The following is a 21,621-nucleotide window of genomic DNA, read 5'->3' as shown; positions in this document are numbered from 1 at the left end:
GTCAGATCGCATCCTCGAGAACGTGTGCGTCGCGAACGCCGACGCAGGGCACCCCTCGAGCCCGCGCCAGCTGCATCGCCATCGCATCGGATGGCGAACAGAGTCCGTCCAGGACGTCCTCGGTCGCGATCGCGCAGACGACGTCACCCTCACATTCGCTGATCGATTCCATTCCACGGTCGGAAGCCCACTGCCGCAACGCAACCCACCGCGTAAGCTCCGTACCGGCGCCCGGGCGCCCGACGAACAACACCCTCCGGGTGCCGTTCGCTGTCTCCACGCGGTTCACTTCTGCACTGATGGTCATGGTCCGACTTCCTGTCCACGTTGGCTTTTCGATCCCGGCTGTGCGGGTTCTTCCGTCTGCAACCAACTATGGACCGCCCCGGGGGCAGCGTCTGTCCACCGATCAGCCCCTGAACAGGATGAATTCCGCGTCCCCCGATCGGTGGACAGCGTCGGTGTCAGTACCCCTCGGGCAGCGCGGCGAACATGTCGCGGGTGACGGCGACGGCGTTGTCGGAACTGCCGCCGCGCACCACCAGCGTCGCGAACGCGAGGTCGCCGCGGTAGCCGACGAACCAGGCGTGCGAACCGCCCTCGACCTCCGCCTCACCCGTCTTGCCGTACACCTCGCCCTGGTCTTCGATCCGCTCCGCGGTACCGCTCGTCACCACGAGACGCATCATCCCGCGCAGCCCGTCGACCATCTCCGGGCTGATCTGAGGATGCTCGCCGTCGATCGTGGTTTCCCGTCCGGCGATCAACCGCGGCACGGGCGTCGAACCGTGCGCGATGGTCGCGGCGGCCAACGCCATTCCGAACGGGCTGACCACCACCTTGCCCTGCCCGAACCCGTCCTCGGTTCGCTGCACCAGATCCTCGGCCGGCGGCACCGAACCCGAGTCGGTCGGCAAGCCCACCACTTCGTAGTCGGGCCCGATTCCGTACTGCGACGCCGCGACCGTCAGTGCGTCGGGCCGCATCTCGCTGGCGAGTTTCGCGAACGACGTATTGCAGGAGCGGGCGAACGCCGTCGCCATCGGCACGGTGCCGAGCGCGAATTCGTTGTAGTTCGGGACGCTGCGTTCACCGATCTCGATGCGTCCCGGACACGGCACCATCGTGTCGGGTGTCGCGATTCCCGACGAGATCGCGGCGCCGGCGGTGATGATCTTGAACGTCGAACCGGGCGGATACAGGCCGGTGAGCGCGACCGGACCGTCCCTGTCCGCGGCCTTGTTCTGTGCGACGGCCAGGACGTCGCCGGTCGACGGCTGGATGACGACCATCATCGTCTGGTCGGTGCGAGCATTGACGGCGTTCTGCGCGGCGATCTGGATGGGACGGTCGAGGCTGATCGAGAACGACGGGGAGGTCTGCGGCGCCGTCTCGGTGAGCACGTCCGTGTCGACACCGTTCTGGTTGACCGTCACCACACTCCAGCCGGCCTTGCCGTCGACCTCGTCGATCACGGTCTTCTTCACCTGACCGACCAGATCGGGTGCGAAGTTCCGGTCGGTGGCCACGAGATCCGCCTCGTCGGACACGCTCACACCGGGAATGGCGCCGAGCACGCCGGCGACCTGTTCGTAGTCGTCCGACCGCAGCCTGGTGACGAGGTAGTCGCCCTTCACCGCCGTCGCCGATTCGGCGATCGACTGCGCAGTGAGCGTGTTGTCGAACGTGGCGAGCGCCGACGCCAGGGACTGGGCGCTGCCGATCACGTTGCCCGACTGCGCCGCATCGAACTTCACGCGGTACACCACTCCGGGCACGAGGACGTCCGACCCGGAATGCTCGTTGACCCGGGCCCGCGGGGCGGCAGTGGACCGCAGCGACATCGTCTGCCGATCACCCAGCCGGGGATGGACGTTGGTGGAACTCCACCGCACGGCCCAGTCGCCGCCGCGCCGCCCCATCTGGAGTTCACCCGAATACGTCCACACCCGGTCCTTCGGCAGATGCCACTCGTACGTGTACCCGACGGTGGCCGTGTCACCGCTGACGTGGACATCCGTCGTCCGGGCGTCGAGAGACTCGGCCTGCAGCGACGTCCACGCGGACTCGAGGGCTTGGCGGGCGACGTCGGGCCGGTCCGACAGATCGGCGGCCTCCTCCGAGTCCTGCTCGGCGAAGGCCGTCAGAAACGCCTGCGCGGCCGGTTCCGGACCGTCCGGCCTCGGCGTGCACGCCGTGAGACCCACCGTCAGCACAGCGGCGCCGCAGAGGGCGATCGACTGGACGACGCGTAAGCGAGAATATGGCCGCAGGTTCATCGCCGCCCATGGTATGTCGGCGGACACCGCCGACACGGTAGGCGGACAGCGAGTCAGTCCAGGAGAATTGTGGCGAACGTCGCGACCTGGCTGAAGCCGATGCGCGCGTAGGCGCTGCGGGCCACCGTGTTGAAGCTGTTGACGTAGAGGCTGGCGATGCGGCCCTCGGCGATGACGGCCTCCGCGACCGTCGCGGTACCTGCCGCCCCGAACCCGTGCCCGCGATACATCGGATGCACCCAGACGCCTTGGATCTGCCCCACCCGCGAGGACACCGATCCGACCTCGGCCTTGAACACCACCTGACCGTCGTCGAATCTGGCCCACGCCCGGCCGGCGGCGATGAGATTGGCGACGCGGCGCCGGTACCCTCGTCCGCCGTCGTTGGCGCGGGGATCGATGCCGACCTCTTCGATGAACATCGCGACCGCGGCAGGCAGGTACTGCTCGAGTTCGTGCATCCGCACCTGCCGGACCAAGGGATCCGGGCGGCACTGCGGGGTACTCGCCAGCGCCAGCAGCGGCTGGTCGGGCCGGACCTCGCGGGCAGGCCCCCAATCCATCTCGAGCATCTCCCACAGCGGCAACGTCAGTTCGGCCCGGCCGACCAGCGACGAACACATGCGCGGGGTGCGACAGGCCCGGTCGGCGAACGCCCGCATGTCGTCGATGCTGCCGCGCAGCGGCACGAAATTCGCGCCCGAGAAGCACAAAGATTCGAGCGGCCCGCCCCGACTCCACAACTCTCCGTGGATCATCCGGGGATCGACGCCGCCCTCTTCTACACGAGCGGCAACCATACAGGCGGCGACAGGATCGGCGTCGAGAACGCGGAGCACGTGTGCTGCGTCCCGACTGCTCAACTGTTTGGCACCGAGGAGCTTGAGCATCTACCCAACCTTGTCAGCTAGTGGACCTGCCCACCAGATTGCCATGAACTCGCCGGAAACGGGAGACGTTTCGTTGCCCGCTGCCTGCGCCGACTCAGCTGACCGTCACGACGGGTGATCCGGACGTCGCATCACCCTCCATCTCCTCGGCGATCCGCATCGCTTCCTCGATGAGGGTTTCGACGATCTGCGCCTCCGGCACGGTCTTGATGACCTTGCCCTTGACGAAGATCTGCCCCTTGCCGTTGCCGGACGCGACACCCAGGTCGGCCTCGCGGGCCTCACCGGGACCGTTGACGACGCACCCCATGACGGCCACGCGCAGCGGGATCTCCATGCCCTCGAGACCGGCGGTGACCTCGTCGGCCAGCGTGTACACGTCGACCTGCGCGCGCCCACACGACGGGCAGGACACGATCTCGAGCTTCCGGGGCCGCAGGTTCAGCGACTGCAGGATCTGCGTGCCGACCTTGATCTCCTCGGCGGGCGGGGCGGACAGCGACACCCGGATGGTGTCGCCGATGCCGTCGGCCAGCAGCGCACCGAACGCCACCGCCGACTTGATCGTGCCCTGGAACGCCGGACCGGCCTCGGTCACCCCGAGATGCAGCGGGTAGTTGCACTGCGCCGCCAGCTGCCGGTAGGCCTCGACCATGATCACCGGGTCGTTGTGCTTCACCGAAATCTTGATGTCGCCGAACCCGTGTTCCTCGAACAGTCCCGCCTCCCACAGGGCGGACTCGACGAGCGCCTCCGGCGTGGCCTTGCCGTACTTCTGCATCAGCCGCGGGTCGAGGGAACCGGCGTTGACGCCGATGCGGATCGGGATACCGGCGTCACCCGCGGCCTTCGCGACCTCCTTGACGCGTCCGTCGAACTCCTTGATGTTGCCGGGGTTCACGCGGACGGCCGCGCAGCCCGCCTCGATGGCGGCGAAGATGTACCGGGGCTGGAAGTGGATGTCGGCGATGACCGGGATCTGGCTCTTCTTCGCGATGATCGCGAGGGCGTCGGCGTCCTCCTGCCGCGGGCAGGCGACGCGGACGATGTCGCAGCCGGACGCCGTGAGTTCGGCGATCTGCTGCAAAGTGGCGTTGACGTCGTGGGTCTTGGTGGTGCACATCGACTGCACGGATACCGGGAAGTCGCTGCCGACACCGACAGTCCCGACCTGGAGCTGGCGAGTCTTGCGGCGGGGTGCGAGAACGGCGGCCGGGCCTTCGGGCATACCCAATCCGACAGGGCTGGTCACGTGGGTGCCTTCTTTCGTAGCTTCAAGTCCGAGTTTAGCGATCACTGGAAGAGCTTGATCGGGTTGACGATGTCGGCGGTCAGGGTGAGGAGCATGTATGCGCCGCCTATGACGATCACCACATAGGTGACGGGCAGAAGCTTCATGTAGTCGACGGGTCCCCCGCTGGGCAGTCCGCGCCTGCTGCGGAACCAGTCCCGGACCCGCTCGTACACGGTGACCGCCATGTGCCCGCCGTCGAGTGGCAGCAGCGGCAGGAGGTTGAACATCCCGAGGAAGAAGTTCAGGCTCGCGAGCAGCAGCACGAACGCTTCCCAGATGCCCTGTTCGGCGATCTGGCCGCCGATGACGCTGGCGCCGTACACGGAGATCGGGGTCTCCGGGTCGCGTTCTCCACCCGTCACCGCGTGCCACAGGTCGACGGCCTTGCTCGGCATCTGCACCAGCCGCTCGGCGGTCATGACGAACATGTCGCCGGTGAACTCGAACGAGGCGGGCACCGCCGAGATGGCCGAGTGCTCGACAACGCTCGGTGTCGCGCCGATACCGATCGCGCCGACGGTCGCCTCGTGAGGTTCGGTCTCCCCCTCCTCCTGGACCCAGCGCTGCACCTGCTGGACCGGGACGACGATCGTCTGCTCTTCGCCGTCCCGCTCGATCGTGAAGTCCACCGGACCGGACAGCGATCGCGTGGCGGCGGCGACGTCGGCGAACGTGGGCGTGTCCTTGCCGTCGACCGCGGTGACGACGTCGCCGGTCCTGATGCCCGCCTGCTCGGCGGGGCCGGGACCGGTGCATTCGGACAGGGCGTAGTCGGGGCCGGGCCCCTGGGTGGGCGCCGCGCACCCGACCGAGCCGACGACCGCGTCGGTGGACCGGTTGAGGTCGGGCAGCCCCCAGCCGACGGCGAGGACGTAGACCAGCACGAGGCCGAGGACGAAGTTCATGCCGATGCCGCCGGACATCACCGCGAGGCGCTTCCAGGTCGGCTTCTTGTACATGGCCCGGTCTTCTTCGTCCGGTTCGAGCTCGTCCAGCGCCGTCATCCCGGCGATGTCGCAGAACCCGCCGAGTGGGAGCGCCTTGAGCCCGTACTCGGTCTCACCGCGTCGGAAGGAGAAGATCTTGGGTCCGAAACCGATGAAGTATCGGCGGACCTTCATGCCGGTGGCCTGCGCCACCCACATGTGCCCCGCTTCGTGAAGTGCGATCGACAGCGCGATCCCGAGGGCGAAGAGAACAACGCCCACTGCGAACACCATGCAGTTCTAGCCTTCCTGCTTCACGAGCTGACGTGCTCGCTCACGTGCCCAGCCGTCGGCGGCCAGTACGTCTTCCACGGTAGCCGGTGGCGCCGACCACTCGTCCGCCTCGGACAGCACGGAGGCGACGGTGCGGACGATGCGCGGGAACCGGATGATCCCGTCCAAGAATGCCTGAGCCGCGACTTCGTTCGCAGCGTTGTAGACCGCGGTGAGGCATCCCCCACCTTTGCCTGCCTCGCGGGCGAGGTCGACGGCGGGGAAAACCTGCGAGTCGAGCGGCTCGAAGTCCCAGGTGGACGCCGTGCTGAAGTCGCAGGCCGCGGCGGCGCCCGCGATCCGGTGCGGCCAGCCGAGCGCCAGGGCGATCGGAAGTTTCATGTCGGGTGGGCTGGCCTGCGCCAGCGTCGACCCGTCGGTGAACGTGACCATCGAGTGCACGATGGACTGCGGGTGAACGGTGACGTCGATCCGGTCGTAGTCGACGCCGAACAGCAGGTGGGTCTCGATCAGTTCGAGCCCCTTGTTGACGAGTGTCGCGGAGTTCAGCGTGTTCATCGGCCCCATCGACCACGTGGGGTGGGCACCGGCCTGCTCGGGTGTCACCGATTCGAGCCGATCGGCCGTCCAGCCACGGAACGGTCCGCCCGAGGCGGTGAGAACCAGCCGGTCCACCTCGTCCGCGCTGCCGCCCCGCAGGCACTGGGCCAGCGCGGAGTGCTCGGAGTCCACCGGCACGATCTGTCCCGGAGCCGCCGCCGCGGTGACGAGGGGCCCGCCGGCGACGAGCGACTCCTTGTTGGCGAGGGCGAGCCGCGCACCGGACTCGAGCGCGGCCAGGGTCGGCTCCAGTCCCAGCGAACCGACGAGTGCGTTGAGCACGACGTCCGCTTCGGTGGTCCGCACGAGTTCGGTGACGGCGTCCGGTCCGCTCAGCACGCCGGGCCGATCCAGCGATGCGGCCGCCGACGGATCCGCGACTGCGACGGAGGACACACCCGTCTCACGAATCTGCCGGTCCAGCAGTTCGACGTTTCCGCCACCGGCCGCGAGTCCCACCACCGTGAACTTGTCCGGGTTGGCGGCCACCACCTCCAACGCCTGGGTACCGATCGAACCTGTGCTGCCGAGCAGCAGGACGCGAGTGGGCCTGTTTTCATCCACCCACCCATTGTTCCTGATGAAATGCGGACCGCCCGCCATGGATGGCCCCGCTACATACGACGGGCAGTCGTATGTCACGATATGTCGAGTAGCGCAACCGAATCTGCAGGAGGATCGATCGTGGCCGGTACCCAGTTGGAGCCCTCGTCCAGCGACCCCATCGTGGCCGCACACGTCGACACCGCGGAGGTCCCGTCGGCAGCATGGGGCTGGAGCGGTGAGGCGCCGAAGACGTTCCGGTTCTTCGGATGGTTCTTCGCCGTGTTCCTGCTGCTCATGATCATCGGCAACCACACCGGCCTGGTCGAGGACCTGTGGCTGATCGGCTGCGCGGCCCTGATGGTCGCGATCCTCGTTCGCGACATCGTCCTGCGGCGTAAGCCCCGGTAACACCGAACCACGAACGAACCCCTCGCCCCGATTACTCGGGAACGAGGGGTTTTCGTCGTTTCGGCCTGTTCGGTGGGAGCTCAGTTCTCGGCGGCGAGCTGCCCGCAGGCGGCGGCGATCTCCTGGCCGCGGGTGTCCCGGACGGTGCAGGACACACCCTGCGCCAGCACGCGCCGGACGAATTCCTTCTCCACCGGCTTCGGGCTCGCATCCCATTCACTGCCCGGCGTGGGGTTCAGCGGGATCAGATTCACGTGCACCAGCGGCCCGAGCGCCTTGCGCAGCTTCTTGCCCAGCAGGTCGGCGCGCCACGGCTGATCGTTGACGTCCCGGATCAGCGCGTACTCGATCGAGACGCGGCGGCCGGACTTGTCCGCGTAGTAGCGGGCGGCGTCGAGGACCTCCGCGACAGACCAGCGGTTGTTCACGGGGACCAGGGTGTCGCGCAGTTCGTCGTCCGGGGTGTGCAGAGACACGGCCAGCGTGACGCTGAGGTCCTCGTCGGCGAGCTTGCGGATCGCGGGCGCCAGACCCACCGTCGATACCGTCACGGAGCGTTGCGACAACCCGAGGCCGTCGGGGGCGGGCGAGGTGATGCGACGGACGGCGGCGACCACTCGCTTGTAGTTGGCGAGCGGCTCCCCCATTCCCATGAAGACGACGTTCGACAACCGGCCAGGACCGCCGTGGACGTCGCCGTCGCGTAGCGCGGCCGCGGCGGCACGCACCTGGTCGACGATCTCGGCGGTCGACAGGTTGCGTTGCAGCCCGCCCTGACCGGTCGCGCAGAACGGGCACGCCATTCCGCAGCCCGCCTGGCTGGAGATGCAGAGCGTCGCGCGGTCGGGGTAGCGCATGAGGACGCTTTCGAGCAGCGTCCCGTCATTCGCCTTCCAGAGCGTCTTGCGGGTGTCGCCGCCGTCGCAGGCCAGGTGCTTGACCGGGGTCAGCAGCGTCGGGAACAGGGCCGCGCCCACCTGCTCGCGCACGGCGGCGGGAAGATCGGTCATCTTCTCCGGATCCGCCTCGAGCCGCGCGTAGTACTGCCTGGCCAGCTGATCGGCCCGGAACCCGGGCAGACCCAGCTCCTTGACGGCCTCCCGCCGCTCGGCGGAGTCGAGGTCCGCGAGATGCTTGGGCGGCATCCCACGCCGGGGCGCGGTGAAAACGAGGGGAAGCGAGACAGCCATAGTTTCTCCATTGTCCCATTGATTCGGGGGTCGTTGTCGTGCGGATGCCTGATCGACGTCGTTTCGCCGCCCGATGCGCATGCGGAACCCGCCCAGGTGGGTGAAGATCAACTTATGTCGACAACACCGGACGACCCCTCGAACTTCCCTCCGGACGTCCCAGTCGGCCGCGGCCCCGGCACCGGTCCGGTGCCCACCGGCCCACCGCACCCCGACACCTCACCGGCGGACACCGAGCATTCCGACGTCGCACGCCGGAAGGGCATCACGCACACCCGGGTGGGCGCCACGTGGACCGGTCTGGTGATCGGAATCGTCGTTCTGGTACTGCTTCTCGTGTTCATCCTGCAGAACCTCGACAGCGTGACCCTCGAAATGTTCGTCTGGGAATTCACCCTCCCACTGGGGGTCACACTGCTGTTCGCGGCGATCGCCGGCGCGGTGATCATGGCCCTCGCGGGCGGTGTCCGCATCATCCAGATCCGCCGGGCCGCGAACCGGCAGCGGCGCCTGAACAGTAATTTCTAACTGAACAATAGTTACGCAAGTGGATTACACAGACGCTGAGCGAGCAGAATTACTGTCGTGGATATCACCGGAACGGCACGACTGTGAAGGCCGACATGGAGACGACTGTGGCACCGCGAATCGCGGCTGAACAAGCACGATCCTGGCTGCTGGTTCCCGCCGGCAAACCCGAGGGTTTCGAGGCGGCCCATGCCAGCGCCGCCGACGCCGTGATCCTCGACCTCGAGGACGCCGTCACACCCGACCGCAAACCCCGGGCCCGCGCCGACGTCGTCGCCTGGCTCGGCGAGCACCGGCGCGCGTGGGTGCGAATCAACGACGCGACCACACCCTACTGGGCGGACGACCTGGCAGCGCTGAACGGTGTTCCCGGGCTCGAGGGCGTCATGCTCGCCAAGACCGAGAGTGGAATGCAGGTCGACGCCACCGCCGAGCGGCTCCCGGAGGGCACGAAGGTGCTCGCCCTCGTCGAATCCGCGATGGGGCTCGAGGCCGCACCCGAGATCGCCCGGACGGAGGCCACCTTCCGGCTCGCGTTCGGCAGCGGCGACTTCCGCCGCGACACCGGGATGGACGATTCGCCGCTGGCGATGGCCTACCCCCGCTCCCGGCTGACGGTCGCCAGCCGGGCAGCCCGGATCGCACCGCCGATCGACGGCCCCACCCTCGGCACCGACGTCGACGCCCTGGTCCGGGCCTCGGCGCTGACCTTGTCGATGGGCATGACCGGGAAGCTGTGCATGACCATCGCGCAGACGACGCCGGTCAACGACGCACTCAGCCCGTCCCCGGACGAGGCCGAATGGGCGCTCCACGTGATCGCGGACCTCGGCGAGGACGGCTCCCGGGTGCGGGACGGCAGCGACCTCCCCAAGCTGGCGAAGGCCAAGAAGATCAACGCGCTCGCGAAGCTCTTCCACATAGCACCGCGGTAAACGACGCCGGTCAGAGAATCTGCAGCCCGGCGGGCTTTCGGCGGACGTGCACGCGGTAACGCACGTCGAGAGCCACGCCGGGTGTCTGCGCGAACGCCTTCGATGCCGTCTTCTTGGTGAACTCGATACCGAGGACTCCGCGCAGCAATTCCCGATCCGGGAATCGCCATCGCGTCTCCACGCGCACCATGTCGAACCCCTGCGCCGCGAAGAAGGCCTCGACGGTCTCCGGGTTGTACTGCGGCAGGTCGGCCCGCATCCATTCGCCGTAGGGATGGGCCGTGGCGTCCAGGTCGACCACCACGAGCGCGCCGCCCGGGCGCAGCACCCGCATCGCCTCACAGATTCCGCGGCCACAGCCGGGGCCGAAGAAGTAGGCGGTCCGTGCGTGCACGACGTCCACGCTCGCGTCGCCGAGGGGTATGCCTTCGGCCGAGCCCTCGATCACGCGGACGTTCGGCAGGTGCCCCACCCGTGTGCGCGCACGTTCGAGTAACGGCGGATGTGGTTCGATTCCGTAGACCGTGGCCGCGGACTCGGCGAAGACCGGGAGGTGGAAGCCGGACCCGCAACCCACGTCGGCGACGGTGCCGCCCGTCCAGTCCACGGCCCCACGCAGGTGACGGAAGATCGCCCCGTCCACGTCCTGGGCGCGGTTCTCTACCTCGTACCACTCCGGCCAGTGCCAGATGTTCGGGCTGGGGATGGTCACGGCAGGGCGGTCAGACGAGAACCGTGAGCACCAGCCACGTCACGAACGCCGACGGCAGCAGGGAATCGAGACGGTCCATGATCCCGCCGTGACCGGGGAGCAGGGTGCCCATGTCCTTGATGCGAAGCTCTCGCTTGACCTGGGATTCGATGAGATCGCCGAGCGTGGCGGTGACCACCAGCACCACACCGAGGAGCACGCCGATCATCGAGTTCTCGTCGAGGATCAAGGTGACCGTGAGCAGGCTGCCGATGACACAGAACAGCAGCGAACCGACGAACCCTTCCCACGACTTCTTGGGGCTGATCGCCGGCACCATCGGATGCTTGCCGAACAGCACACCCGCCGCGTAGCCGCCCACATCGGAGCAGACCACGCCGATCATCAGGCACAACACCCGCCCGGCGCCGTCGTCCTGCAACACCATCAGCACAGCGAACGACGCCAGCAGCGGAATCCAGGAGGCGACGAACACGGTGATCGCGGTGTCCCGAAGGAAATTCTGGGGTGTCGCCTTCAGCCCGTGGTCGAACAGACGCCAGACCATGCAGACCAGCACCGTCCCCGCGAAGGCGCTGAGCACCCCGACCGGGCCGAACGGCCACCCCAGCCACAGGATCGCCTGGCCGCCGGCGAGCAGCGGGATCCGGGGGGCGCTGATCCCGGCCTCCCGAAGGCGCTTGGTGACCTCCCAGGTGGCGACCGCCATCGCGACGGCCACCACGGCGATCCATACCAGCGGCACGTAGACGAGGATCAGGATCAGCGCGACGCCGAGACCGACGCCCACGCCGATCGCGGCAGGAAGGTTACGCCCGGCCTTCGACTTCCCGGCCGGGGCCGCCTCCGGCGCCGGCGCACCCTCGGAGACCGGTTCCGAGGGGTCGCCCTCCGAGATGGGTCCCCCTGGGGTCCCGTGTTCTGCTGGCACGGTCACTGTCCCCGATCCACTCCTCGTCTCGTGACTAAACTTCCAGTAACTCGGCTTCCTTGTGCTTCACCAGTTCGTCGACCTGCGCGACGTACCGGGCGGTCGTCTTGTCGAGTTCCTTCTCGGCCCGACCGACCTCGTCCTCGCCGGCCTCGCCGTCCTTCTGGATCCGGGACAGCTCGTCCATCGCCTTGCGCCGCACGTTGCGCACGGACACCTTGGCGTCCTCGCCCTTGGACTTGGCCTGCTTGACCAGTTCGCGGCGGCGTTCCTCGGTGAGCTGGGGAACGGAGATGCGGATCAGGTTTCCGTCGTTGGACGGGTTCACGCCCAGGTCGGAGTTCCGGATCGCCGTCTCGATGGCCCCGAGCTGCGAGGCCTCGTACGGCTTGACGACGACCAGTCGCGCTTCCGGCACGTTGATACTGGCGAGCTGCGTGATCGGGGTGAACGCGCCGTAGTAGTCGATTCCGATGCGATTGAACATGCCAGGATTCGCGCGGCCCGTGCGGATCGATCCGAGATCGTCCTTGGCCACCGTGACAGCCTTCTCCATCTTCTCCTCGGCTTCGAAGAGAGCTTCATCAATCACGGCTGTTCCTCCATGTCGTTCTGCATCGATTCGTCACTGCCTCTGTTTCGAGAAAACCCGGTGTCGAGCGTGTCACTCGCGTCATGACTTGACGAGCGTTCCGATCTTCTCACCGGACACTGCCCGAGCGATATTCCCCTCGGTCAGCAGATTGAACACCATGATCGGCATCTCGTTGTCCATACAGAGACTGAACGCGGTCGCGTCGGCGACCTTGAGTCCCTGTTCGATGACCTCACGGTGCGTGATCTGCGTGTACATCGTCGCGGTCGGGTCGAGGTTCGGGTCCGCGGTGAACACGCCGTCGACGGCCTTGGCCATCAAGACGACCTCGGCGCCGATCTCGAGTGCGCGCTGCGCCGCGGTCGTGTCGGTCGAGAAGTAGGGCATGCCCATGCCGGCGCCGAAGATCACGACGCGGCCCTTCTCGAGGTGCCGCTGAGCGCGCAGCGGAATGTAAGGCTCCGCCACCTGCCCCATCGTGATCGCCGTCTGCACGCGGCTGTCGATGCCCTCTTTCTCCAGGAAGTCCTGCAGAGCAAGGCAATTCATCACGGTGCCGAGCATGCCCATGTAGTCGGAACGCGCGCGGTCCAGACCTCGCTGCTGCAGTTCCGCACCACGGAAGAAGTTGCCGCCGCCGATGACCACCGCCACCTGCACCCCGGACCGCACGACCTCGGCGATCTGTTCCGCAACCTTGGTCACCACGTCGGGGTCGAGGCCGACCTTGCCACCACCGAACATTTCTCCGCCGAGTTTGAGAAGGACTCGATGGAATCCCGTACGTTCGTTGGCTGGTTCGGACATTGCTCTCCTCAGTTCCACAGCACTCGTCGATTTCGACAGCGGCCGAGCACACCCACGCGCCTACTCGACCCATTCAGACGGCCATCTTCATCCTGCCTCATCAGGACGGTGGCGGTATACGTAGGCCCCGCCGGGCGAGCGCACTCGTCCGACGGGGCCATACGACTCACACGACTAGCTCGAAGCACCGACCTCGAAACGAACGAAGCGCTTGATGGTGACGCCGGCCTCGTCGAGGATCGCCTTGACGGACTTCTTGGAGTCCTGCACCGAGGACTGCTCGGTCAGCACGACGTCCTTGAAGTAGCCGTTGACGCGGCCTTCGATGATCTTCGGCAGAGCCTGCTCCGGCTTGCCCTCGGCGCGAGCGGTCTCCTCGGCGATGTGACGCTCGTTGGCGACGATGTCCTCGGGGACCTCGTCACGCGTGACGTACTTGGCCTTGAGCGCCGCGACCTGCATGGCGGCACCGCGAGCGGCCTCCGCAGCAGCGTCACCCTCACCGGTGTACTCGACGAGGACGCCGACGGCGGGCGGCAGGTCAGCGCTGCGCTTGTGCAGGTAGACCGCGACCGGCCCGTCGAACGAGGCGATCTTGCTCAGGACGAGCTTCTCGCCGATCTTCGCGGACTGCTCCTGGATGACGGTGTCGACCGTCTTGCCGTCGAGGTCGAGCTCCTTGAGCGCGTCGACGTCGGCGGGCTTCGCTGCCGCGGCGACCGTGACGATCGACTCGGCGAGCTTCAGGAAGTCTTCGTTCTTCGCGACGAAGTCCGTCTCGCAATCGAGCTCGAGCAGGACGCCGTCCTTGGAAACGACCAGGCCCTCGGCCGTGGTGCGCTCGGCACGCTTGCCCACGTCCTTGGCGCCCTTGATGCGCAGCTGCTCCACAGCCTTGTCGAAGTCACCCTCGGCCTCAGCGAGAGCGTTCTTGCAGGCCATCATTCCGGAGCCGGTGAGCTCGCGGAGCCGCTTGACGTCAGCGGCGGTGTAGTTCGCCATGGTGAGCGAGCCTCCTCATATGTCTGTCGGGACGTAAGTCAGGGTAGTACTCGGACCAGACCGTGAAACGGCCCTGACCAAAAGATCTCTGGTCAGGGCCGTGTGCATCGGATCAGGCCTCGGTGGAGGGTGCCTCTGCTGCGGGGGCCTCGGCAGCCGGAGCCGCCTGTGCCTCAGCTGCGGGAGCGGCCTCTGCGGCGGGCGCTGCCTCGGCGGCGGGCGCTGCCTCGGCGGCGGGCGCGGCCTGCGAGAGCAGTTCCTGCTCCCACTCGGCGAGGGGTTCGCCGGCGCCGGCCTCGGGCTTCGCGTCCTTGTCGGCGCTCAGTCCGGCACGGGCCTGCACGCCCTCAGCCACTGCGGATGCGACGACCTTGGTGAGCAGGGCGGCGCTGCGGATGGCGTCGTCGTTGCCCGGGATCGGGTAGTCGACGAGGTCGGGGTCGCAGTTGGTGTCCAGGATCGCGATGACCGGGATGTTCAGCTTGCGAGCCTCGGCAACGGCCAGGTGCTCCTTGTTGGTGTCGACGACCCACACCGCGGAGGGGACCTTGGCCATGTCGCGGATACCACCGAGGGTGCGGTCCAGCTTGGTCATCTCACGCGTGAGCATGAGGATTTCCTTCTTGGTGCGACCCTCGAAGCCACCGGTCTGCTCCATTGCCTCGAGCTCCTTGAGGCGGAGAAGACGCTTGTGGACGGTGGTGAAGTTGGTGAGCATGCCGCCGAGCCAACGCTGGTTGACGTAGGGCATCCCGACGCGAGTGGCCTCGGCCGCGATGGATTCCTGGGCCTGCTTCTTGGTGCCGACGAAGAGGACGGTGCCGCCGTGGGCAACGGTCTCCTTGACGAACTCGTACGCCTTGTCGATGTACGTCAGCGTCTGCTGCAAGTCGATGATGTAGATGCCGTTGCGGTCGGTGAAGATGAAACGCTTCATCTTCGGGTTCCAACGACGGGTCTGGTGACCGAAGTGCGTGCCGCTGTCGAGCAGCTGCTTCATTGTTACGACAGCCATGGCTGTGTATCTCTCTTTCATTGCCGGTTGATGCAGAGCATCACGAGACGCTCCACCCTGGCGCCCGCAGACCATCGGACTCACACCGAGATGCGAGACCAGCCGATGGCCGATAACCTGCGCGGGCGCGCGAAGTCGGACTGTGGGAGCACAGACCGCTCGATCAGTGTACGGCCTCCACGCCGAACGCCCTAACCGCCCCTGCCACACCGCGGCCGCGCGTGCAAGGGTTTCGCAGGATCTGTGGACAAAACGTAGTCGATCCACATTCTCGTCCGCTGCCCGTTCATCGGCCCGGACGTGCGGGATCGTCCATCCATGACGACATTCGGGGCGATCGTGCGGGCACTCACGACGGCGGCCACGGCGGCCACGCTGCTGACCGGCGCGGCGCTCGTCGCCCCGCCCGCCGATGCCGCGCCGACCGGTGAATTCGACTGGCCGCTGCACCCACGACCGCGGGTGGTCCGGGCGTTCGACAATCCCGAGCGCGACTGGCTTCCCGGCCATCGCGGCGTGGATCTGGGCGGCGTGCCCGACGAGGCCGTTCTGTCCGCAGGCGCGGGTGTGGTGGTGTTCGCCGGCACGGTGGCCGGCAAGCCCGTCGTCTCCGTGGACCACCCGGGTGGCCTCCGCACGACGTACGAGCCGGTGACCGCCCGGGTCACCCCCGGGCAGCGCGTGGGCCGCGGCACCGTCCTCGGCACGCTCGAACCCCGACACCCGGGCTGCATCGCCCCTGTCGCAGCGTGCCTGCACTGGGGTCTTCGCCGCGACCGTGAGTACCTCGACCCGCTCGGGCTCGTCCGCGTGGCGCCGGTGCGGCTGCTACCCGTCGGGCCCCGTGATCGCGGCGGCTAGCGCCACTCCGCGACCGCGTGCCTGCCTGCCGACTCCGGGAAGTCGTCCGCGACCATCGCGGCGAGTTCGACGAACGCCTTCCGCGTCGCCGGACGCAGCAGGTCCAGATCCACCACCGAGCCCTCGGCGAGGTGCTCGTCGAACGGCACCACCTTCACGGCCCGGCACCGGAGCAGGAAGTGATTGGTCAGTTCCGTCATATCGATCGTGCTCGAGCCGGGCCGGGCGGCGCTGATCACGACGACCGTCCGCGAGACCAGGTGCCCGTAACCGTGGTGCTGCAACCAGTCCAGCGTGGCGGCGGCACTGCGGGCGCCGTCGATGGCCGGCGAGCTCACCAGAACGAGGGAATTGGCGAGTTGCAGAACGCCGTTCATTGCCGAATGCATGATGCCGGTGCCGCAGTCGGTGAGGATGATGTTGTAGTACACCTGCAGGATGTCGATCACCCGCCGGTAGTCGTCCTCGCTGAACGCCTCGGAGATCGCCGGGTCCTGTTCGCTCGCGAGCACCTCGAGACGGCTCGGCGCCTGCGACGTGTGGGCCCGCACATCCGAGTAACGCCGGATGGTCGACTCCGCCGCGATGAGATCACGGACAGTCGAATGCGTCTGCAGGGGCACACGTTGCGCGAGCGTCCCGAAGTCGGGGTTGGCGTCGACGGCGATCACGCAGTCGCCGCGCAATGACGCGAACGTCGATCCCAGCCCGATCGTGGTCGTCGTCTTGCCGACGCCGCCCTTCAAGGACAGGAAGGCAATTCGATAGTCCCCCTGGATCGGCTGCCGGATGCGGTCGAGCAGTGCCGCCTCGCGCGCCTCCCCTGCCGACTCCCCCGGATTCACCGATCCCCCGGTGAGCCGGTGCAGTCCGCGCCGCCACCCTCGGCTCGGCGCCTTGCGCGCCCGCGCGAGGAGAGCATCCGGCACCAGATCCTGACTGGTCACCTGATGCCGGCTCGGCTCCGGGGCGGGACCGTCCCAGGACTGCTGCCCCCACGGATCGGCGGCGGTGTCACCCACCGGGGCGCCGCCACCGTCGGTCAGCCAGGACGGTTGCGGTCGAGCCAAGTCTTCTCGGTCCACTATTTCCCCCGGGATAGTGCAGAAACAACTGCAGATTCGTGGCGCGACGCTACCAAACCGGGTCAGGCGCGGGGATGCGCCTGATCGTGCACCGCACGGAGTCTCGCCACGGACACATGGGTGTAGAGCTGGGTGGTCGCGAGGCTGGCGTGCCCGAGGAGTTCCTGGACGACGCGCAGGTCGGCGCCGCCTTCGAGGAGGTGTGTGGCCGCCGTGTGGCGCAGTCCGTGCGGGCTCAGGTTCGGTGCGCCGGGGACCGCGGACAGGACGTCGTGGACGACGCTGCGCGCCTGCCGCTGGTCGAGACGCTTCCCTCGTTTGCCCAGGAGAAGCGCCTGCCCGGAGCTGTCCGTCGCGACAGCGGGCCTGCCGACGTGCAACCAGAGGTCCACGGCGTCGGCGGCCGGTTTCCCGTACGGAACGGAGCGCTCCTTGTCTCCCTTGCCGATCACGCGCAGCAGCCGCCGTTCGCGATCCACCGAGCCGAGGTCGAGGCCGCACAGCTCCCCCACCCGTATTCCCGTCGCGTAGAGCAGTTCCACGATGAGACGGTCGCGCAGGGCGATCGGATCGTTCTGCTGCGCGCCCGATTCGGCGGCATCCATCGCATCGGCCGCCTGCGACTGCCGCAGCACCGGGGGCAGCGTCCGGTGGGCCTTCGCCGCACCCAGCCGGGCGCCGGGATCGGTGGCGATGCGCCGGGTCCGCAGCAGCCAGGCTGTGAAGTTGCGCACCGACGACGTCCGCCGGGCCAGGGTCGTCCGGGCGATGCCGGCCGCGGACTGGCCGGCGAGCCAGGACCGCAGCACCTGGATGTCGAGCTCGCCGAGGTGCGCCTCCGGTGACGTCGACAACCAGTGCTGCAGCAGCGACTTCGCGTCCGCGACGTATGCCTTCACGGTGTGCTGCGATCGGCCGCGTTCGAGCCCGAGATGCCGCGCGTACTCCTCGAGTACCAGCTCCAACGGTGCCGGCAGGTCGCTGCTCATAGAGGCAACAGTCGACTCGGGCGGGAGATAAATCAAGCAGCCGCGCCGCTAGAGTTCTTTTGTGCAGCGAACGATCTCCATCCCCATGTTGTGTGTCCTGGCGTTACTGTCCGCGATCGCCCCGCTGGCCACCGACATGTATCTCCCCGGTCTCCCCCTGATGACGGAGAGCCTGAACACGTCGGCGCCGAGCGTGCAGCTGACCTTGACCACGTTCATGGCCGGGCTCGGAATCGGGCAGCTCGTCGTCGGACCGCTGTCGGACGGCCTCGGACGCCGGCGTCTGCTGATCGGCGCCACCGTCGTCACCACCCTCGCCGCGATGGCGTGCGCTCTCGCGCCCACCGTCGAAACCCTCATCGCTGCACGACTTTTCCAGGGACTCAGTGGTGGCGCGGCAATCGTGCTCGCACGCGCGTGCATCGCCGACCGGGCCCGCGGAGACAACGCCGCCCGGCTCTTCAGCATCATGATGATCATCGGCGGGGTCGCGCCGGTCGTCGCACCGCTGATGGGCGGCGCCCTGCTCGGACCGGTCGGCTGGCGAGGGATCTTCTGGGTGCTGACCGCCGCCGGTGTGGTGATGTTCGCGGGAGTGCTGGTCCTCGTCCCGGAGACGCTTCCCGAGGAGAACCGGCACGGCGGCGGACTCAGGGCACTGGTCCGGAACCTGCGTTATGTCGTCGGCAACCGTGTCTACCTGGGTTACGCGTTCACGTTCATGTTCGGGTTCGTCGCACTCTTCTCGTACATCTCCGCATCCCCGTTCGTCGTGCAGAACGTCCTCGGGCTCAGCCCGGGGCAGTTCTCCATGGTGTTCGCGGTGAACGCAGCGGGCATGGTGGGCGCCGCGATCGTGAACACGCGGCTCGTGGGCACATTCGATGCCCGGCAACTGCTGGGGTTCGGGGTCACGCTGCTCCTGGCAGCGGGGGTCGTGCTGCTTCTCGCCGCGGTGCTGATCGATTCGCCGCCGTGGTGGGCGATCCTGATTCCGTTGTTCGTCTCGGTGTCAAGCATCGGTTTCGTGATGGGCAATGCGACGGCGCTGGCTCAGGGCGAGGTGACCAAGGCGTCCGGCACCGGGTCCGCGCTCCTCGGCGCCGGCCAGTTCGGCCTCGCCGCGGTGGTCTCGCCGCTCGTCGGCATCGCCGGCCCCGACACCGCAGTGCCGATGGCCGTCGCGATCCCGACCGCGGGCGCCGTGGCGATGCTGTCGCTGCTGGTGCTGACGCGGCGGACGCACATCTCGTAGCGCGTCCGCCGCACCGGGTCAGCGGGAAGCGCCCTCGCTCGCGGCGAGCTCGGACCTCCACACGCGAAAGCCCTCTTCGGTGCGACCGCGACGCCAGTAGCCGGAAATCGACGCGGCAGACGCGGGGACGCCTCGTTCGTTGCGCACGTAGGAGCGCAGGTTGTGCATGACCGCCTGCGCCTCTCCGTGAATGAAGACCTGCGCCGTGCCGGGCAGCCACGCGGTGTCGCGCACTGCCGCGACGAGGGGTGCGTTGTCCCCGGACGCCTCTTCGCCGATCCGGTCCGACGTGTCGCCGCGGTGGATCCACGTGACGTCGACGCCGGCGGGCGAGTCGAACGCGATTTCGTCCTCCGGGCCGGCGACCTCGATGATCACCCGTCCGACCGCCGACGCGTCCAGCTTCTCGACGGACGCCGAGATGGCGGGAATTGCGGTCTCGTCGCCAGCGAGCAGGTACCAGTCGGCGGCCGGGTCCGGCGCGAACGCGCCGCCGGGTCCGCGCAGCCGGAGGACGTCTCCGGCCGCCGCGGACGCCGCCCACGGTCCGGCGACGCCGGCGTCGCCGTGCACCACGAAGTCGATGGCGATAACTCGCTTCACCGGATCCACCGACCGGATCGTGTACGTGCGCAGGACGGGCTCGTCGGGGCTCCCGAATTCGAGTTTCGCGTACGCATCGGTGAAGGCATTCGGAACGAAGCTGTCGAATCCCGGGTCGCCGAAAAATACCCGCACCATGTGCGGGGTCAGCCACTCGGTCCGAAGCACGGTCAGTGTCGCTGTCGGTTTTGCCACGGGCATCTCTCCAATGAACTCAAGTTGGTTAGCGTTACCTAACTACGATACAGGAGGTGGCTACCGACGGCGGTCAGAGCGGAATCAGGTGGTGCTTCTGTTCGCCGCGGGCGGAGCGCTTGTCGCGGAGCAACGTCAGCGCCCGCCGGATCTCGAGCCGGGTGGCGGACGGTTCGATCACTGCGTCGATGTAGCCGCGCTCGGCGGCCGAATACGGTGTCGCGACGTTCTCGTTGTAGGCGTCGACGAGTTGCTGCCGCATCGCGTCCTGTTCGTCGCCGGCAGCTTCGAGTTCGCGGTGGTAGAGGAGACTGATCGCGGCCTCGGCGCCCATGACCGCGATGCGTGCGGTCGGCCATGCGAAGTTCACGTCGGCACCGAGTTGCTTGCACCCCATCACCGCGTATCCGCCGCCGTAGGACTTGCGGACCACGACAGTCACTTTGGGCACGGTGGCCGCCGCGAACGCCTGCAGGAAACGTCCGCCGCTGCGGAGCACGCCGTTCCGCTCCTGTTCCAGCCCGGGTAGGAAGCCCGGCGTGTCGACGACGAACACGAGCGGAATCTCGTAGGCGTCGCAGATCCGCACGAAGCGGGCCGCCTTGTCGGCGCCGACCCGATCCAGTGCTCCACTGAGGAATTGCGGCTGGTTGGCCACGACTCCGACGGATCGTCCGTCCACCCGGGAGAATCCGGTGATCACGTTCGGTGCCGTTTGCGCGGCGAGTTCGTGGAAGTCGCCGTCGTCGAAGATGTTCAGCAGCAGGTCGTGCATGTCGTAGGCGGCGTTGTCGGCGTCCGGCATGAACTCGTTCAACGCCAGATCGTTGTCGGTGGTCTCGGGTTCGAGTCCCGGGTTCACGATCGGCGCCTGTTCGTGCCTGCTGGACGGGAGGAAGCCGAGATAATCACGCACCCAGGCGAACGCCGCTTCCTCGCTCGGCGCGACGTGGTGGACGTTCCCGTTCTCGGCCTGGGCGCGGGCGCCGCCGAGTTCGTCGAGGGTGACGTCCTCGCCGGTGACGGATTTGATGACTCCGGGACCGGTGACGAACATGTACGCCTGCTCGTCCACGGCGACAACGAGGTCTGTGTTGATCGGCGCGTACGCGGCGCCGCCCGCGCATTTGCCGAGGAGGATCGAAACCTGCGGGCATACTCCCGACAGCGGGATCTGGCGGCGGCCCATTTCGGCGTACCAGGCGAGCGACGTGACGGCGTCCTGTACGCGTGCGCCTCCGGAGTCGTTGATGCCGACGCAGGGGCAGCCGATCCGTCCCGCGAATTCCATGATCGATGCGACCTTGCGACCGAACATCTCCCCCACGCTGCCACCGAACACGGTGTGGTCGTGCGAGAACACCGCCACCGGACGTCCGTCGACGGTTCCGTGGCCGGTGACGACGCCGTCACCGTAGGGGTTGTCGGGGGCTCCCGGGTTCCTCGCCATCTGTCCGACCTCGATGAAACTGCCGGAATCGAGCAGCATCCGGATCCGTTCGCGGGGTCCGGGGAGACCTTTCTCCTTGCGCCGCTCGATCGCCCTCGGGCTCCCCGGATTCAGCGATTGCTCGAGCCGATCCTCGAGATCAGCGAGCAGTTCCGCCGTGGTCCTGGTCATGTGAGATTCCTCCTCGAGACGCACCCGCGAGCGGACTGCACTCCCGGGGCGCCGGTAGTT

At 67.7% G+C, this 21,621-nt stretch carries 22 protein-coding genes; 5 read left to right on the top strand and 17 right to left on the bottom strand.

The annotated features are described in order from the left end of the window. Position 1 precedes the first annotated feature (1 nt). The 6 genes from ACNJ7E_RS21775 to dxr all read right to left on the bottom strand — a co-directional run bounded on the left by ACNJ7E_RS21775 (position 2) and on the right by dxr (position 6,886). A complete protein-coding gene (locus tag ACNJ7E_RS21775) occupies positions 2-307 on the bottom strand; it encodes a hypothetical protein (protein ID WP_105419381.1) in 306 nt (101 codons plus the stop codon). A 157-nt stretch (positions 308-464) separates the two neighbouring features. Next, positions 465-2,279: a penicillin-binding transpeptidase domain-containing protein gene (locus tag ACNJ7E_RS21770; protein WP_182623980.1), complete on the bottom strand. Its 1,815-nt coding sequence runs from the start codon at positions 2,277-2,279 to the stop codon at positions 465-467. Positions 2,280-2,332: 53 nt separating this feature from the next. Beyond that, positions 2,333-3,169: a GNAT family N-acetyltransferase gene (locus tag ACNJ7E_RS21765; RefSeq protein WP_009479750.1), complete on the bottom strand. Its 837-nt coding sequence runs from the start codon at positions 3,167-3,169 to the stop codon at positions 2,333-2,335. A gap of 94 nt (positions 3,170-3,263) precedes the next feature. Further along, entirely contained in the window at positions 3,264-4,421 is a 1,158-nt protein-coding gene (gene ispG / locus ACNJ7E_RS21760) for a flavodoxin-dependent (E)-4-hydroxy-3-methylbut-2-enyl-diphosphate synthase (protein ID WP_283353834.1), read from the bottom strand. A 41-nt stretch (positions 4,422-4,462) separates the two neighbouring features. Further along, positions 4,463-5,683 (bottom strand): M50 family metallopeptidase, encoded by a 1,221-nt coding sequence (locus tag ACNJ7E_RS21755; RefSeq protein ID WP_418340931.1) that lies wholly within the window; start codon positions 5,681-5,683, stop codon positions 4,463-4,465. A 6-nt stretch (positions 5,684-5,689) separates the two neighbouring features. Beyond that, positions 5,690-6,886 carry a 1-deoxy-D-xylulose-5-phosphate reductoisomerase gene (dxr, locus tag ACNJ7E_RS21750; RefSeq protein WP_418340930.1) on the bottom strand — a complete coding sequence of 399 codons (1,197 nt, stop codon included), beginning with the start codon at positions 6,884-6,886 and terminating at the stop codon, positions 5,690-5,692. Positions 6,887-6,967: 81 nt separating this feature from the next. On the opposite strand from dxr, the gene ACNJ7E_RS21745 reads away from it, so the two are divergent. After that, positions 6,968-7,237: a DUF2631 domain-containing protein gene (locus ACNJ7E_RS21745; RefSeq protein WP_009479745.1), complete on the top strand. Its 270-nt coding sequence runs from the start codon at positions 6,968-6,970 to the stop codon at positions 7,235-7,237. 80 nt (positions 7,238-7,317) lie between these two features. On the opposite strand, the gene rlmN is transcribed toward ACNJ7E_RS21745, so the two are convergent. Continuing rightward, positions 7,318-8,427 (bottom strand): dual-specificity RNA methyltransferase RlmN, encoded by a 1,110-nt coding sequence (rlmN, locus tag ACNJ7E_RS21740; protein WP_005240549.1) that lies wholly within the window; start codon positions 8,425-8,427, stop codon positions 7,318-7,320. A 114-nt stretch (positions 8,428-8,541) separates the two neighbouring features. Between rlmN and ACNJ7E_RS21735 the strand changes: the two genes are divergently transcribed. Both ACNJ7E_RS21735 and ACNJ7E_RS21730 read left to right on the top strand, forming a co-directional pair. Then, positions 8,542-8,955 carry a LapA family protein gene (locus ACNJ7E_RS21735; RefSeq protein ID WP_283334785.1) on the top strand — a complete coding sequence of 138 codons (414 nt, stop codon included), beginning with the start codon at positions 8,542-8,544 and terminating at the stop codon, positions 8,953-8,955. Positions 8,956-9,038: 83 nt separating this feature from the next. Continuing rightward, positions 9,039-9,890, top strand: coding sequence for an HpcH/HpaI aldolase/citrate lyase family protein (locus ACNJ7E_RS21730; protein ID WP_418340929.1), 852 nt, complete (start codon positions 9,039-9,041; stop codon positions 9,888-9,890). 10 nt (positions 9,891-9,900) lie between these two features. Here the strand turns inward: ACNJ7E_RS21730 and ACNJ7E_RS21725 are convergent, their stop codons facing one another. The 6 genes from ACNJ7E_RS21725 to rpsB all read right to left on the bottom strand — a co-directional run bounded on the left by ACNJ7E_RS21725 (position 9,901) and on the right by rpsB (position 14,952). Then, positions 9,901-10,602: a class I SAM-dependent methyltransferase gene (locus tag ACNJ7E_RS21725; RefSeq protein WP_280781760.1), complete on the bottom strand. Its 702-nt coding sequence runs from the start codon at positions 10,600-10,602 to the stop codon at positions 9,901-9,903. 10 nt (positions 10,603-10,612) lie between these two features. After that, positions 10,613-11,539 carry a phosphatidate cytidylyltransferase gene (locus ACNJ7E_RS21720; protein ID WP_283334786.1) on the bottom strand — a complete coding sequence of 309 codons (927 nt, stop codon included), beginning with the start codon at positions 11,537-11,539 and terminating at the stop codon, positions 10,613-10,615. Between the two features lie 28 nt (positions 11,540-11,567). After that, positions 11,568-12,125 (bottom strand): ribosome recycling factor, encoded by a 558-nt coding sequence (gene frr, locus ACNJ7E_RS21715; protein WP_005240537.1) that lies wholly within the window; start codon positions 12,123-12,125, stop codon positions 11,568-11,570. Between the two features lie 81 nt (positions 12,126-12,206). Continuing rightward, a complete protein-coding gene (pyrH, locus tag ACNJ7E_RS21710) occupies positions 12,207-12,935 on the bottom strand; it encodes a UMP kinase (RefSeq protein WP_005240535.1) in 729 nt (242 codons plus the stop codon). A gap of 174 nt (positions 12,936-13,109) precedes the next feature. Further along, complete coding sequence (gene tsf / locus ACNJ7E_RS21705; RefSeq protein WP_105419397.1) at positions 13,110-13,937, bottom strand: translation elongation factor Ts; 828 nt, start codon at positions 13,935-13,937, stop codon at positions 13,110-13,112. A 112-nt stretch (positions 13,938-14,049) separates the two neighbouring features. Then, positions 14,050-14,952, bottom strand: a complete 903-nt coding sequence (rpsB, locus tag ACNJ7E_RS21700) for a 30S ribosomal protein S2 (RefSeq protein WP_011598428.1) — start codon at positions 14,950-14,952, stop codon at positions 14,050-14,052. A 318-nt stretch (positions 14,953-15,270) separates the two neighbouring features. On the opposite strand from rpsB, the gene ACNJ7E_RS21695 reads away from it, so the two are divergent. Next, positions 15,271-15,813: a murein hydrolase activator EnvC family protein gene (locus tag ACNJ7E_RS21695; protein ID WP_418340928.1), complete on the top strand. Its 543-nt coding sequence runs from the start codon at positions 15,271-15,273 to the stop codon at positions 15,811-15,813. Here ACNJ7E_RS21695 and ACNJ7E_RS21690 read toward each other — a convergent pair. Continuing rightward, a complete protein-coding gene (locus tag ACNJ7E_RS21690) occupies positions 15,810-16,835 on the bottom strand; it encodes a MinD/ParA family ATP-binding protein (RefSeq protein WP_418340968.1) in 1,026 nt (341 codons plus the stop codon). The genes ACNJ7E_RS21695 and ACNJ7E_RS21690 overlap by 4 nt on opposite strands. Positions 16,836-16,960: 125 nt before the next feature. Then, positions 16,961-17,887, bottom strand: coding sequence for a tyrosine recombinase XerC (locus ACNJ7E_RS21685; RefSeq protein ID WP_418340927.1), 927 nt, complete (start codon positions 17,885-17,887; stop codon positions 16,961-16,963). An 85-nt stretch (positions 17,888-17,972) separates the two neighbouring features. On the opposite strand from ACNJ7E_RS21685, the gene ACNJ7E_RS21680 reads away from it, so the two are divergent. Beyond that, entirely contained in the window at positions 17,973-19,142 is a 1,170-nt protein-coding gene (locus ACNJ7E_RS21680; RefSeq protein WP_418340967.1) for a multidrug effflux MFS transporter, read from the top strand. Between the two features lie 18 nt (positions 19,143-19,160). On the opposite strand, the gene ACNJ7E_RS21675 is transcribed toward ACNJ7E_RS21680, so the two are convergent. Further along, the gene (locus ACNJ7E_RS21675; RefSeq protein WP_418340926.1) at positions 19,161-19,940 is read right to left on the bottom strand and encodes a siderophore-interacting protein; all 780 of its coding nucleotides are present in this window, start codon (positions 19,938-19,940) and stop codon (positions 19,161-19,163) included. Positions 19,941-20,013: 73 nt separating this feature from the next. After that, positions 20,014-21,561 (bottom strand): acyl-CoA carboxylase subunit beta, encoded by a 1,548-nt coding sequence (locus ACNJ7E_RS21670; RefSeq protein WP_418340925.1) that lies wholly within the window; start codon positions 21,559-21,561, stop codon positions 20,014-20,016. Positions 21,562-21,621 lie beyond the last annotated feature (60 nt).

It is taken from the genome of Rhodococcus mengyinensis (genome assembly GCF_048381435.1).
GTDB lineage: Bacteria > Actinomycetota > Actinomycetes > Mycobacteriales > Mycobacteriaceae > Rhodococcus_F > Rhodococcus_F opacus_D.
This window is presented reverse-complemented; position numbering and strand designations above follow the sequence as displayed.